Raw genomic sequence first — 14,009 nt, forward strand, 5'->3', positions numbered from 1 at the left:
GCGAGAGACGGCCAGCCAGGGCCGCCCCGCAGCATGGGCTGCCCCAGCAAAGGCCGTCGTCCCCTGGGGGAAGACGCGAAGCGGCTCAGGGGGAAACATTTCAGCAGACTCCAAACGTGATGCATTGGGCCTTGAGGAAACGGCGGTAGGCGGAGGACATGCGGTCCGCGGCCGAGTGCATTTCGGCACGCGGGTCCAGCGGCAGTGCCTTGGGCAGCTGCGACTCCAGCACGGGCTGATCCTGCACAAAAATGGTGTGCTGGAATTTTCGCAGTTGCTCGTCGGTGGATTCAAAGTCTGCCACAGCCAGGCGGAACCAGACACGGCTGGTTTCGGGCGTGACGGGGCAGATGAACAGGCCGATCTGCTCGCGCCAGCCCTGCTTGGATGAGCCCTCTTCGGGAATCTTGGTCAGCACGGCGGTGTACGGTGCGGTCACCTCGTAGGTGTACTCGACCTCCGCCGCCTGCGTGGAGTGCAGATTGGACTGTGGCTGCACGGCCTTGCAGCCGGTGGCAATCACGCCGGTTTCGGTCTTCTCGACCTCGTAGGTGGCAATGGCCGTCGCATCGCGGCTGCCCAGCCAGCCCTCGTGCACAAAGCCGAAATGGGACATGTCCAGGAAGTTCTCGATGATGCGCGGCGCGCTGGCGGCCACATCGTAGGGTCCGCAGTTGACCTTGCGCAGATGGGAGTCGCTCTCGGCGGCAAATGCCGGCAGCTGGCTTTCGGAAGCCTCCAGGCGCACCCAGACCAGACCATAGGCCTCCTGCACTTCAAAGGACCTCACGCACTGCGAGGGAGGCGGCACAAAGTCAGGCAGGGCCGGAACCTTCACGCACTGGCCGCCGCTGGCGAATTGCCAGCCGTGATAAGGGCACTCCAGTTTGCCGTTTTCCACACGCCCCATGGAAAGGCGTGCGCCGCGGTGGGGGCAGCGATCCACAAAAGCCTGGAGCAGTCCATCGGCATTGCGCCACAGCACCAGGGATTGCTCCAGCAGTTGTACGGGCAACGGTGCAGTGACCACCTCCTGGGTTTGGGCTACGGGGTGCCAGAGGGTACGTTCAGTCATGGGGATACTCGTTGATGCGACTTACGCAAATCAGGTTCGGGCAAGAGCCTGGCCTCAAGGCAGCGGTCCTTGGCACATCCTGGTCTGCGTCAGTCCTATTGATGTTCTGAAAGCGGAAAAGGCCACCCGGCGGCGGCCTTTTCAACGATACCAGGCGCTGCGATTACTTGGAGTCGCCGCCGGGAATCTTGCCTTCCACGCCCTTGACGTAGAAGTTGATGCCTTTGAGGAATGCATCATCAGCCACCTTGTCGGCGGCCAGCAGTTCCTTGCCGTCCTGACCCAGGATAGGGCCCTTCCAGATAGCGAATGTACCGTCCTTCAGACCCTTCTTCACTTCCTCGACCTTTGCCTTGGCTTCTGCAGGGACGTCTTCCGCCATGGAGACGATATCGATGGCCCCCTCCTTCACGCCCCACCAGGATTGCTGGCTCTTCCAGTTGCCGTCAAGCACAGCCTTGGCGGTCTGGATGTAATAGCCGGTGGGATTGAAGATGGCCGAAGCCAGATGAGCCTTGGGACCATAGCTGGTCATGTCCGAATCCCAGCCGAAGGCGCGCTTGCCCTTTTCTTCGGCAGTCTTGAGCACTGCAGGAGAGTCGGTGTTCTGGAACAGGATGTCGGCGCCGCCATTGATCAGGCTGGTCGCGGCTTCAGTTTCCTTGGGGGGAGCGAACCATTCGTTGACCCAGACCACCTTGGTAGTGATCTTGGGGTTCATGGACTGGGCGCCCAGCGTGAAGCTGTTGATGTTGCGCAGCACTTCGGGAATCGGCACCGAGCCGACAATGCCCAGCGTGTTGGACTTGGTCATGGCGCCGGCGATCACGCCGGCCAGATACGCACCTTCATAGGTGCGGAAATCGTAGGTGCTGGCATTGGCAGCGGTCTTGTAGCCCGTGGCATGTTCCCACTTCACATCGGGGAAATCGGGCGCCAGCTTCTGGATGACGTCCATGTAACCGAAGGTGGTGCCGAAAATCAGCTTGTTGCCCTGCGTGGCCATGTCGCGCAGCACACGTTCGGCATCGGCGCCTTCGGGCACGCTTTCCACATACATGGTCTTGATCTTGTCACCCAGCTCCTTTTCCAGCGCCTTGCGGGCCTGGTCATGGGCAAAGGAGTAGCCGCCATCGCCCACGGGGCCGACATAGGCAAAGGCAATCTTCAGCGGCTCTGCAGCAGCAGCAGCGGGGGCTGCGGCAGGTGCAGCGGCAGGGGCCGGAGCCTCGTCCTTCTTGCCGCAGCCGACCAGCGCAGCGCCAGCCACGGCCGTCAGTGCGGCTACCTTGATCAGCGAACGCTTGTTCAAATCAGTCATCGTTTTTCCTTGGTGAAAGATGGATCTATGGGTGAAGTCGTGTCTGGCGTGGCACAGCGGCTACAAGCCTTCCCTCGCCTTCAGGGAATATATGCACAAACCGGGCCAACGGGCATGGCGTATCGATCAAACGACAGTTGCGCCCATGCAGCGCCCAGCAAAAAGGCCCCGCAGGGCCTTGAGTGAACGCTTTGCAGCGTTCCGCAGTGTTTATTTGGCGCCGGGGACCGTACCCTCGATACCGTTCACATAGAAGTTGATGCCGCGCAGCCATGCATCATCGGCCACCTTGCCGGCCTCCAGCACTTCCTTGCCGGTGTTGTCCTTGATGGGGCCTGTCCAGACGGCAAACGAGCCATTCTTCATGCCGGCCTTGGCCTGCTCGACCTTGTCCTTGATTTCCTGGGGCACGTCGTCGGCGATCTTCTTCAGGTCGATGGCGCCCTCCTTCACACCCCACCAGTAGTTGCCGGTCTGCCACTTGCCAGCCAGCATGTCTTCCACCACCTTGGTGTAGTAGGGCGTCCAGTCGATCACGGCCGAGCCCAGATGGGCCTTGGGTGCAAAGGCACTCATGTCGCCGTCCTTGCCGAAGGCACGGGCACCGCGCTCCTCTGCCGTCTTGAGCACGGCAGGCGAGTTGGTGTTCTGGTACATCACGTCCACGCCACCGTTGATCAGGCTGGTGGCGGCTTCGGATTCCTTGGGGGGAGCAAACCATTCGTTGACCCAGACCACCTTGGCCTTGATCGAGGGGTCCACGCTCTGCGCGCCCAGCACAAAGCTGTTGACGTTGCGCACCACTTCGGGGATGGGCACCGAAGCGACCACACCCACGGTCTTGGTCTTGGTCATGGCACCAGCCACGATACCGGCCAGGTAAGCACCTTCGAAAGTCTTGGTGTCGTAGACGGCAGCGTTGTCGGCTGTCTTGTAACCCGTGGCATGCTCGAACTTCACGTCCTTGGCATCGGCGGCAACCTTCTGCACAAAGTCCTGATAGCCGAAGCTGGTGGCAAAAACCAGCTTGTTGCCCTGGGAGATCATGTCGCGCATCACGCGCTCGGCATCTGCGGACTCGGGCACGCTCTCGACCATGGAGGTTTCGATCTTGTCGCCGAACTTTTCCTGAATGGCCTTGCGACCCAGCTCATGCTGATAAGTCCAGCCACCGTCACCGATGGGGCTCACATACATGAAGCCGACCTTGAGCTTGTCGGCAGCAGGCGCTGCGGCTGCAGGGGCATTGGCAGGAGCCGCAGGAGCTTCCTCTTTCTTGCCACAGGCAGTCAACACGGCCACGGCAACGGCCGACAGGCCGATCATCTTGATGAGAGCGCGCTTGCGCAGGGTCGTCATTGGAAAAGTCCTCCCTAATTCAAAAACGGAAACCGGATTGCACCATAACGGCGCATCAAGAGCCAGGATAAAAAGGTTTGCCCAAAGAGGCAGGCATGTTCACGCGAATCCAGGTCGGGTTACGTGATATGAGCACCAGCACCACGATGGTGGCCAGATACGGCAGCATGGACAGAATCTGGCTGGGAACTTGCACGCCAATGGCCTGCAGATGGAACTGCAGCATGGTCACACCGCCGAACAGATAGGCGCCCAGCAGCACACGGGCCGGACGCCAGGTCGCAAACGTGGTCAGCGCCAGCGCAATCCAGCCGCGGCCCGACACCATGTTCTCCACCCACAGCGGCGTGTAGACCACCGAGATGAAGGCACCGGCCAGACCGCACATGGCGCCGCCAAACATCACCGCCATCAGGCGGATGCGACGCACGGGATAGCCCAGAGCATGGGCCGACGAAGGCGATTCGCCCACGGCGCGCAACACCAGACCGGCGCGCGTGCGGTAGAGGAACCAGACCATGAGCGCCGCCAGCACGATTGCACCGTAGACCAGCGGGTGCAGCGTGAACAGCGCCTGCCCCACCACAGGCAGCTCGGACAGGCCGGGAATCGCGTACTTGGGCAGCTCGGGAAGCTTGGCCTGCACATAACCCAGGCCGACAAAGGCCGAGAAGCCCGCGCCGAACAGCGATAGCGCCAGGCCCGTGGCGTACTGGTTGGTGTTGAGCCAGATCACCAGCACGCCGAAGACGGCAGCCAGCAAGGCGCCCGCGAGCATGCCCGCGCCAAAGCCCACCCAGGTATTGCCCGAATGAACCGTGGCCGCAAAGCCGGCGATGGCGGCGCAGAGCATCATGCCCTCGGCCCCCAGGTTAACGATGCCGGACTTTTCATTGATCAGCAGACCCAGGGCCGCCAGCGCCAGCACGGTACCAGCGCTGAGCGTAGCCCCCAGAAGCAGTGCATAGGATTCCATGTTCAGGCTCCCTTCACTGCAGAAACAACGGCGCCGGCTTTTTGCGCCACCCAGCGGATGCGGTAAGCCACCAGCGTGTCACAGGCCAGCAGCGCAAACAGCAGCAGACCCTGGAAGACGCCGGTCAGTGCCTTGGGCAGCCCCAGGCGCGATTGCGCGAGCTCGCCACCGATATAAAACATGCTCATGAGAATGGCCGAGAAAATCATGCCCACAGGGTGCAGACGGCCCACAAAGGCCACGATGATGGCGGCAAAGCCGTAGCCCGCAGGCACATAGGGCGTGAGCTGACCCAGAGGGCCCGCCACTTCCAGCGCACCGGCCAGACCCGCTGTAGCGCCCGAAATCAGCAGCGCAGTCCACAAGGCCTTGCGCGAGGAAAAGCCTGCATAACGTGCTGCAGCGGGTGCCAGGCCACCGACCTGCAGCGCAAAACCGGCGCGGGTACGGAACAGAAAGGTCCACAGCAGACCGGCACCGACCAGCGAAATGATCACGCCGATATTCATGCGCATGCCTTGCACCAGGCGAGGGATCTGCGTGACGCGCTCAAAGCTCTTCGTTTGAGGGAAGTTGTAGCCCATGGGGTCCTTCCAGGGACCATAGACCAGATAGCCCAGCACCAGTGTGGCCACATAGACCAGCATCAGACTGACCAGAATTTCATTGGCATTGAAGCGATCGCGCAGCAAGGCCACAATGCCCGCCCACACCATGCCGCCCAGCATGCCAGCGATCAAAATCGCAGGAACAATCCAGGGGCCCGTGGTCTTGTCGGCCAACAAGGCGATACCGCCCGCCGCCACCGCACCGATCACGAACTGGCCTTCCGCACCAATATTCCAGACATTGGAGCGAAAGCACACAGCCAGACCCAGGGCGATCAACAACAGTGGCGTGGCCTTCATGGCCACCTCGCCCAAGGCGTAGCCGGATTTGATGGGCTCCCAGAAAAAGGCTTGCAGGCCTTTGACCGGATCCTTGCCCAGCAGCGCAAACAGAGCCACCCCCACCAACACCGTGATCAGCAGCGCAAGCACCGGCGAACCATAAGTCCAGAGCCTGGACGCCTGCGGACGTTGTTCAAGCTTGAGCATGCGTACCTCCCCCAATTGCTGGCACGGCAGCCCCATCCCACAGCCCACTCATCCATTCACCAATTTGCTGCACCGTGGCATCGGCACGCTGCACCGATGGGCTCAGACGCCCCTTGGCCACCACATGCAGGCGGTCACAAATCTCAAACAACTCGTCCAACTCCTCGCTGAGCACCAGCACGGCGCAGCCCTGGTCGCGCAGCTGCAAAATCTCGCCCCGGATCTGCGCAGCAGCTCCCACATCCACCCCCCAGGTGGGTTGAGAGATGATGAGCAGACGCGGCTTGGCGTCGATTTCACGGCCCACAATGAATTTCTGCAGATTGCCACCCGACAGCGACTGAGCCGCGGAGTCGGGGCCGCCGGCCTTCACATTGAAGCGGCGGATGATGTCCCTGGCCTGGGCATGCAGCTTGCCCATGCGAATCCAGCCGCCCTTGCCCAGTGCATCCTTGCGTGTCAGCAGCAGATTGTGGGCCAGGCCCATGCTGGGCACGGCGCCGCGCCCCAGGCGCTCTTCCGGTACGAAGTGCAGGCCCATGCCCCGGCGGCGCCCTGGCCCCATGCGGCCAACGCCCTTGCCCAGCACCTGCACCATTTCTGGTGCCGAGCGGGTGTCTTCGCCCGACAGGGCGTACATCAGCTCTTTCTGACCGTTGCCGGACACACCAGCAATACCGACCACTTCACCGGCACGCACCTGCAGACTCATGTCGTGCAAATCCACCCCGAACGGCTCCTGGCTCCTGAGGCTCAGCTGGTTCACGCGCAGCACCGCGTCTCCGATGCGGGCCGTGCGGTGCTCCAGCTCTGGTGGCTCGGAGCCAATCATCATGCGTGACAGCGAGGCATTGGTCTCGTTGGCAGGGTTGCACTCTCCGGTCACCACACCGCCACGCAACACCGTGCAGGCCGTGCACAGCGAGCGGATCTCATGCAGCTTGTGGCTGATATAGAGAATGGAGCAACCTTCGGCGGCCAGACGGCGCAGCACGACAAACAACTTCTCCACGGCCTGGGGTGTGAGCACGGAGGTGGGCTCATCCAGAATCAGCACGCGCGGATTGGTCAACAGAGCGCGGATGATTTCCACGCGCTGCATCTCTCCGACGGACAATGTATGCACCGGGCGGTGAGCATCGACTTCCAGCCCGTAGTCACGGGCTGTGGCTTCGACACGTTCGACGACCTGCGCCAGCGGCATGCTCTTGTCCAGGCCCAACCAGACGTTTTCTGCCACGGTCAGTGTGTCGAACAGGCTGAAATGCTGAAACACCATGGCAATGCCCAGCGCCCGCGCCTCTTGGGGGTTGCGCACCTGCACAGGCTTGCCATCGACCAGAATGGCGCCTTCATCGGGTTTGACGGCGCCATAGATGATTTTCATCAGCGTGGATTTACCAGCGCCGTTTTCACCCAGAATGGCGTGCACCTCGCCAGGGCGCACATTCAACGACACCTTGTCATTCGCTGTGACAGCTGGGTATCGCTTGGTAATACCCTTCAGCTGCAAGCGCGCAGGCGCATCCGCCAAAGGGTTGTGTGTTGGGGGGGGATTCATCGCTGGATTGTCTCTCAATTTCAATAACAAATTGACTCAAACAGGCTCTCTGCGTTGAATGGACTTGCCTTACAAGCTATTGATTTCGAAGCGTTAACGCCACATTCCTCACGCCCTCACGAAGCCACCTTGTCGCTGCTCCCGCATGCGAACGCGCGTGCCACAGCTGGTAATAGACCAGCGGCGGAAATTCCACAGGACAAGGCAGGATCGCCAGCTGCAGCCGTTGTGCAAAGCGCTCGCAGAACAAGCGGCCTGAAGTCATGACTAGCAAGCTTGATGCCACCATGTCGGGAATCAGGCTGAAGTGCGCACAACGCGCCGCGACCTGGCGGCTCAGTCCCATGCCGGCCAACTGCTCGTCAATGACACCCAAGGCCCCCGGATAGGCCGGTGTGGGAGCAATATGCTCGGATTGCAGCCACTGCTCCACATCCCAGCCTCGGCGCACGGCCGGGTGCTTGGGGCTGACCAGGCAAACCACCTCGTCTTCGAACAGCTTGGCCATGTGCAAGCCTTGAGGTGGCTGCGGCCAGTTGCCGATCACCACGTCCACCTCCCCTTGCGCCAGTTGCTCTTCATAGTGGGCCTCTGCACTCAGCGGCAAAATATCCACCGGACAATTGGGCGCGTGCTGCTTGAGATAGGCCATGAGACGCGGCAGAAACTGCGGGTCGAGGTAATCGCTGGCCGCGATGCCAAAGGTGCGCGTCGCCGTTTTCGGATCAAACTGGCGTGCATCACTGAACAGGCCTTCGGCCGCCCGCAAGATATCGGCAGCGGGCTGCATCATGCGCAGCCCGACCTCGGTGGGCTGCATCTGTGTGCCGGAACGCACCAGCAAAGGGTCTCCGGCCAGCTCCCTCAGACGACGCAGCGAGGCCGACACCGCAGGCTGGTGCATGCCCAGGCGTAGTGCTGCACGAGACACGCTGCGCTCGATCAGCACCGTGTGCAGCACCCGGATCAGGTGCAAATCAATCCTGTCGAACAAAGTCTGATCGCGCATAGGCTGCGGCCACTCCGTGCAAACAGGCACCGAGCAGCTCCGTCGTGTGTTTTGTATACAAAATGCTGCGAGCGTAACCGAGACCGGAGCTTTGCGCAGCCAAGGGATTGCCCTTTATCCCGTTTGAAGCTTCGGCTCAGGCCGCTGCCGCAATGACTTCCACGCGATTGCGGCCCTTGCGCTTGGCGGCATAGCAGGCCATGTCAGCCCCCTGGAATGCGGTCGTCACGGAATGGCTGGCAGCATCAAGCACCAGCATGCCGATGCTGGCACTCAACATATAGCGCTGCCCCTGGTAGGAGCCTTCCCAGTCCTGAATGGCCATGCACAACAGTTGTGCGTGGCGCATGCCCTGTTCGCGGCTGATGCCGGGCATGAGCACGGCAAACTCGTCGCCCCCCACCCTGGCCACCCAGCCATGGGGGCGCACCGAAGACTCGATCAGGCGCGCAATATGTCCCAATACCTCGTCGCCCACTTCCCGCCCCCCCTGGCGATTGACCTGTGAGAAATGATCCAGATCGACATAGAGGATGACGCCATGCCCGGTAGAAGTTTCTCCCACGGAAAGCACATCCGCTGAACCAGCAACCGATGCACATTCCTGCAGCCATTCCTTGAGCCTCATCGCAAAGGCCGTGCGGTTGGGCAGCCGAGTCAACGGATCATGCATGGCTTTCCAGCTTGATTGCTCCCGCACCAGACGCTTGGTGGTGACATCCTCAAGCTCCCAGACCAGATAGCGCTCGTCCCCTTCCTTGTTGCTGACTTCCCAGGTCCGGCTCATGCGCTGCATGCTCTGCCCATTCAATCTGACCCAGACATTGCTCGAGTCCTTGCGGCGCAGGCAGACCTCGCTATCAAATTGGCCATAGATATCAAGCCCCCGGGCAATGCGCGCCAGCAACTCTTCATAAGCCTCATCGCTGGCGCAGAGCTGGCGCAACGGCATATCCAGCATCTCGCGCGGCTGATAGCCAAGCACGCGCGCCGCCTGCATGCCCACTCTGAGAACTTTTTTGCCCTGCGTCACCACCAGCCCCACTGGCGCATAGTCCATCAGCGTCTGCAGCTGCTGTTGCAGCTGCTGTTCACGCTCATCCTGGCTTTCGCGGCTATGCCCCAGCGCTTGCAAGGCATTGCGCAGAACCTCTGCCTCGCCCCAGTCGTGAGCTGACAGGCGCTGCCACCAGCGAGCGCCATAGACATTGGCATCCGCCACATCCATCACGCCGCGCTTTTGAGCACGCTCGGCTTTGCGAAAAAGCTCGGTCAGCGGATAGAAGACCAGAGCCAGCACGACCAGCAAGGCCATTGCCGTCAAGCCCACGGCAACGACCAGCAGCCAAACCGAGCGCACGCTCATGCCCGGAACCCAGTCCTTCACATTCGAAACCTTGACCAGCACCCACTGCGTCCAGGGCAGAGTCACCGCGCTCCAGAGCTGACTGCCTCGTCGTTCACTGAGGGTTGTGGCTTGCACCGTGCGCAGCCAAGCCAAATCCTCATTCGCAAAGGTATGAATATCGCCACCATCCTGTGGCAGCTGCCACTGTCCTTTGCTCCCGACAGCCAGCAAACGTCCACTCTTGTCGAAAAGAAACAGATCGCCACTGGTTCCCGCCTGTTCATCTTCCAATGGCAACAGACTCGGCGCCGCGGCACGGTAACTGGCCCCCAGCACGCCCAACAGCCGCCCCTGAGCAGTGCGCACCGGAAACACATTCTGGAATTCAAGTTGCAGGCCTGCATCCGAAACCTGCACCGTGCTTCTGACCAAGGGCTTACCTTCTTCCAAGCCACGCCTGAGCGCATCGCGTGTAGGTTCCAGCAGCTGCGATAGAGGCCGGCTTTGATTTTTTTCCAGATTCAACAACAGCTGTCCACGGGCATCGGCCAACTGCACTTCGTCAAACTGGGACGCAAGAGACGCCGGCTGCAATAGCAAAGCCTCCAGCCATTCACGTGGTTCATGCATATGACCGGAAAGCACCGTAGCCAGACTTTGCAGGGGCTTTTGCTGCTGCTCCACCCTGAAAGCCAGCGTACGTGCCATGTATTCCAATGCCCGCGTCTGCGCCGGCAGGGCTCCGTCAGCCGCCGTCTGCCTCATGGAATGCCCTACCCAGACTGCCGTGCCAGCCCCTAGCAAAAGCGTGGTCACCAGCACGATCAGCATGATGCTGCTCAGCATCGGCCCCGGGCCTCGCCTGCCCCTTTGCCTCAATGGCACCCGCACAGGCTCTGGGGCTACCTCCGGGGCAGCCCAGGGAGGCTCTACGGCTGTGGTTGCAACAAGGTCGGACATGATCTCTCAATATAGAGAGCGTCCGTCATTTACCAATCAGAGGAAGCCCGCAAACCTGTCGGTACATACCCAGGGGAGCAATGGAGCCTTCGGTGTGCAGCCTGGAGTTCCTTGCCCAAAGGCCTCCCCTCAACCATCAGGCCAGCGCCAACACTTCCAGTGCCTGCGGCTTGGGAAGGTCGATGACGTTGCCTCTGCCTGCAATCAAGCCATGCTCACGCAGCTGCCGCAGCACGCGCGAGAAAGTCTCAGGTGCAATGCCTAGCTGGGCGGCAATCAAGCGCTTGCGTGCGTTCAAGATGACACGCAACCCACCTTCGGCATGCTCTGTTGCATGATGCAGCAACCACTGCGCGCAGCGTGCCTCCGCATCCTGCGCCAGGCGGCTGACGGCCAGCTCGGTCTGCAGACAATAAGAGCGAGCCAGATCCTTGAGTAGCTGCTGCGCCGGCACTGGCATGTCTGCCACCGCCTTGTGAAAGCGCTCGACGGGAATCGCGTAGAGCTGTCCGGCGCTCTGTGCCTGCATGTCCAGACAGGAGTTGCGCCCTTGCAGGGCAAATGCAGCGTCCAGCCAGGCGGGGCCATCGACCTGCCCCAGTTGATGGCGCAGACTCGAACCCTGCTCCACCCCCAGCAGCACGCTGCCGCTTTCCAGGTACAAAACGGATGTAAGAGGTTGGCGACGCAGTCGTAGCCATGAGCCTGGAGCAAAGCTCTCTGGTTGCCCAAACGAGGAGGCAACTTGCGACATGGAGGGCATGGTGAACATATGGTCAGCACTTTGCCCGGGTTCGAGCAGATTCATCTTGAGCCATATCAACAAGCCTGGGCACCCATGAAAACAAAAAAGGCCGCAGCACAAAACCACGGCCTGTGATGCTCAAAACATGCCGGTGCTCTGGATACCTGGGCAGCGAAAGTCACGAACGCAGCCAGGGAACCATGCAGCCTCCAAGTGGCAGAAGCACGACTGAGGCGCCCCCCTGCAGCACTTTTACTCCCCAACTCCAGGTTGTCCAGCCCCAGCGTGAAATGTGCGGAAGAAGGCTTTCGGCAGGCGCGGCACGGCTTGTGAATAGCGCAACACTGCGTCGAGCTCATCCAGATTGAGCGTCAACTTGGTGGAGCAATGATCGTGAACACACTCTGAATATGCTCATAATCCAGACTGCTTTACCGGACCGGTGTCCGCCGCCACCTTGTGCGTGCAGACACCAAAGGCAGCTTTATTTGGATTTGTCGCGCAGGCCTTCGCTCCAGCGTGCCAGCCAGCCCGAGGCCGCCACCAGCGCCTGGCTGCCCTTGCCCAGCAGCGAAGACAGCTCCGCCTCGGCGCGCTCGCGCAGCGTCTCCTCGTTGTCAGGCAGCGGCGGCAACACATGGGCGTAGTAGCTGTTTCCCAGCACCCGGTGCAGCAGACGCTCGCCCGGGAAAGGCTCGTTGTTGTTCAGTGCCCGCGCGCCCTTGAGGATGTTGCGGATGTCGTACTGCGTGGGACTGATGTCGGGCACCTGCTTGGACAGGCCCAGCAGCGTGTAGACGCCGATGCGCGCGGTGCGCACCGAGCTTTCCATCGTGAAGATGACATCGTTGCTGGTCTCCACGAACTGGCCCAGCAAGGCCAGGTTGGTGCAGCCCTGCGGCACCACATGGGGCCGGTCGCCCGCCGCGCGCGGCATGAACTGCGCGGTGATATAGGGCATCAGCGCCAGGCGCACCTTGGTGTTGGCAGCCACCGCGTCGAGCTGGTCGGCAATGCCCAAGTGATAACACAACTCGGCCAGGATCTCACGCCCGGTGCAGGCTGGCATGGGCTTCTTGACATGGTTGCCGTCCTTGTCCATCAACAGTGCATAGACCCACAGCACCAGCACGTCGCCCGGCTGGTCGGGGAAGTGTGGCTGGCGGTTGCAGGTAAAGCTCATCACCCAGTTGGAATCGGTGAAGGTGATGATGCCACCGGTGACGGTCTTGCCCGAATACGGATCGTTGACCGCCAGTTCTTTGAGCTTGTCGATCAGGGGCGACGGCTTGCAGGTGAGCGTGGCCGACTCCCACATCGAGCGTGCGACATCGCCGCAGAATTTCTCGGGCTTGCCCAACACCGGAGATTTCTTCGCTAGGTTCTGCCACAACGTCCAGTCGCTGTCCTCCCCCGGCTCTTTGTTGCCGCGCGCCAGCACCGGTACGGTGTCCATATCGCCATAGGCCGTGCCCTCGGTCATCGAGCCCGTGAGCGCAAAAACCACGTCATCGGTGCCGACGGCGATGATTTCCTCCTGGCCTGCCACCTTGCAGCGGATGGCAGTCACGGTGCGGCTATCGCCCTCCTCGCTCATGTCCAGGTCCTGGACACGGGTGTCGAACTGCATCTTTACACCCTGTTCCTGCAGCATGCGGGTCAGCGGCACGACAAAACTGTCGTACTGGTTGTACTTGGGAAACACCAATGCCGACATGTCGGTAAGGCCGTCGATGGCATCGAGGAAACGGTGCATGTACAGCTTCATCTCCAGCAGGCTTTGCCAGTTCTCGAAGGCGAACATCGAGCGCCACAGATACCAGAAGTTGGTCTCGAGAAAGCTCTTGCTGAAATACTCTTCGATCGTGATGTCGTCCAGGTCTTCCTTGCGCTTGAGCAGCAGCTTGATGAGCTCCCACTGGTGCGACTTGCTCAAACCCAGCGTAGCGAAATCACGGATTTGACCTTGCTTGTGCATCAGTCGGGCCTTGGACCAGTTGGGGTCGTTGTCGTTGACCCAGCGGTACTCGTCGAGCACGCTGTAGCCCGCAGGCAGCTCCAGTGCCGGCACATCCTGGAACAGATCCCAGAAGTTGTCGTAATTCCAGTTCATCTCGCGGCCGCCGCGCACGATGTAGCCGTCTTCGGCATTGCCTGCTCCATCGAGCGAGCCACCGGCAACGCACAGGGCGTCGAGGATGGTGATGTCCTCCCCCTTCATGCCTCCATCGCGGATCAGATAAAAAGCGGCCGCCAGCCCGGCAATGCCGCTGCCTATGATCCATGCCTTGCGGCCCGGCACCTGTGTTCCCGGGACCGGACGGTTGCGCATATACGGGCCCACCATGTCCGGTGGTGGCAAGCTATCTTTCGCGCTCTTGCGCCAGAAGCCCTCGCCGACATTTGCCTCCACGCGTACGGAGGCCGCTTGCTGACCGGGAGTGTTGGAGTCTGCTCGATTCATGGTCTTGCCTTTCATGGATGTCATGGATGGTGACGCTCTACATATACCAGCAAACCCCCGAGCACCATTTGACATGCCATAAAAGCATGCCCAC

The 14,009-nt window shown here is 61.1% G+C and carries 10 protein-coding genes; all 10 read right to left on the reverse strand.

Annotated elements, in window-relative coordinates; genetic code table 11:
* Positions 1–100 precede the first annotated feature (100 nt).
* Positions 101–1,075, reverse strand: coding sequence for an aromatic ring-hydroxylating dioxygenase subunit alpha (locus QMY55_RS18115; protein ID WP_283485541.1), 975 nt, complete (start codon positions 1,073–1,075; stop codon positions 101–103).
* Between the two features lie 163 nt (positions 1,076–1,238).
* Positions 1,239–2,396 (reverse strand): BMP family ABC transporter substrate-binding protein, encoded by a 1,158-nt coding sequence (locus tag QMY55_RS18120; protein WP_283485542.1) that lies wholly within the window; start codon positions 2,394–2,396, stop codon positions 1,239–1,241.
* Positions 2,397–2,606: 210 nt separating this feature from the next.
* Entirely contained in the window at positions 2,607–3,755 is a 1,149-nt protein-coding gene (locus QMY55_RS18125; RefSeq protein ID WP_283485543.1) for a BMP family ABC transporter substrate-binding protein, read from the reverse strand.
* A 55-nt stretch (positions 3,756–3,810) separates the two neighbouring features.
* Entirely contained in the window at positions 3,811–4,731 is a 921-nt protein-coding gene (locus QMY55_RS18130; protein WP_283485544.1) for an ABC transporter permease, read from the reverse strand.
* A gap of 2 nt (positions 4,732–4,733) precedes the next feature.
* Positions 4,734–5,828, reverse strand: coding sequence for an ABC transporter permease (locus tag QMY55_RS18135; RefSeq protein ID WP_283485545.1), 1,095 nt, complete (start codon positions 5,826–5,828; stop codon positions 4,734–4,736).
* Positions 5,815–7,389, reverse strand: coding sequence for an ABC transporter ATP-binding protein (locus QMY55_RS18140; protein ID WP_283485546.1), 1,575 nt, complete (start codon positions 7,387–7,389; stop codon positions 5,815–5,817). The genes QMY55_RS18135 and QMY55_RS18140 overlap by 14 nt, the downstream gene beginning before the upstream one ends.
* A gap of 76 nt (positions 7,390–7,465) precedes the next feature.
* Entirely contained in the window at positions 7,466–8,398 is a 933-nt protein-coding gene (locus QMY55_RS18145) for a LysR family transcriptional regulator (protein WP_283485547.1), read from the reverse strand.
* Between the two features lie 136 nt (positions 8,399–8,534).
* The gene (locus QMY55_RS18150; RefSeq protein WP_283485548.1) at positions 8,535–10,592 is read right to left on the reverse strand and encodes a sensor domain-containing diguanylate cyclase; all 2,058 of its coding nucleotides are present in this window, start codon (positions 10,590–10,592) and stop codon (positions 8,535–8,537) included.
* Between the two features lie 250 nt (positions 10,593–10,842).
* A complete protein-coding gene (locus QMY55_RS18155) occupies positions 10,843–11,478 on the reverse strand; it encodes a Crp/Fnr family transcriptional regulator (protein WP_283489007.1) in 636 nt (211 codons plus the stop codon).
* Between the two features lie 457 nt (positions 11,479–11,935).
* On the reverse strand, positions 11,936–13,939 hold the full coding sequence (locus tag QMY55_RS18160; RefSeq protein ID WP_283485549.1) for an oleate hydratase: 2,004 nt from the start codon (positions 13,937–13,939) through the stop codon (positions 11,936–11,938).
* Positions 13,940–14,009: the final 70 nt, after the last annotated feature.

The sequence above is a fragment of the Comamonas resistens genome (assembly GCF_030064165.1).
Classification (GTDB): domain Bacteria; phylum Pseudomonadota; class Gammaproteobacteria; order Burkholderiales; family Burkholderiaceae_C; genus Comamonas; species Comamonas resistens.

Coding starts and splice junctions, on each gene's coding strand:
- QMY55_RS18155 (WP_283489007.1), bottom strand. CDS start 11,478: ATGTTCACCATGCCCTCCATGTCGCAAGTTGCCTCCTCGTTTGGGCAA.
- QMY55_RS18160 (WP_283485549.1), bottom strand. CDS start 13,939: ATGACATCCATGAAAGGCAAGACCATGAATCGAGCAGACTCCAACACT.
- QMY55_RS18130 (WP_283485544.1), bottom strand. CDS start 4,731: ATGGAATCCTATGCACTGCTTCTGGGGGCTACGCTCAGCGCTGGTACC.
- QMY55_RS18145 (WP_283485547.1), bottom strand. CDS start 8,398: ATGCGCGATCAGACTTTGTTCGACAGGATTGATTTGCACCTGATCCGG.
- QMY55_RS18120 (WP_283485542.1), bottom strand. CDS start 2,396: ATGACTGATTTGAACAAGCGTTCGCTGATCAAGGTAGCCGCACTGACG.
- QMY55_RS18135 (WP_283485545.1), bottom strand. CDS start 5,828: ATGCTCAAGCTTGAACAACGTCCGCAGGCGTCCAGGCTCTGGACTTAT.
- QMY55_RS18115 (WP_283485541.1), bottom strand. CDS start 1,075: ATGACTGAACGTACCCTCTGGCACCCCGTAGCCCAAACCCAGGAGGTG.
- QMY55_RS18140 (WP_283485546.1), bottom strand. CDS start 7,389: ATGAATCCCCCCCCAACACACAACCCTTTGGCGGATGCGCCTGCGCGC.
- QMY55_RS18125 (WP_283485543.1), bottom strand. CDS start 3,755: ATGACGACCCTGCGCAAGCGCGCTCTCATCAAGATGATCGGCCTGTCG.
- QMY55_RS18150 (WP_283485548.1), bottom strand. CDS start 10,592: ATGCTGAGCAGCATCATGCTGATCGTGCTGGTGACCACGCTTTTGCTA.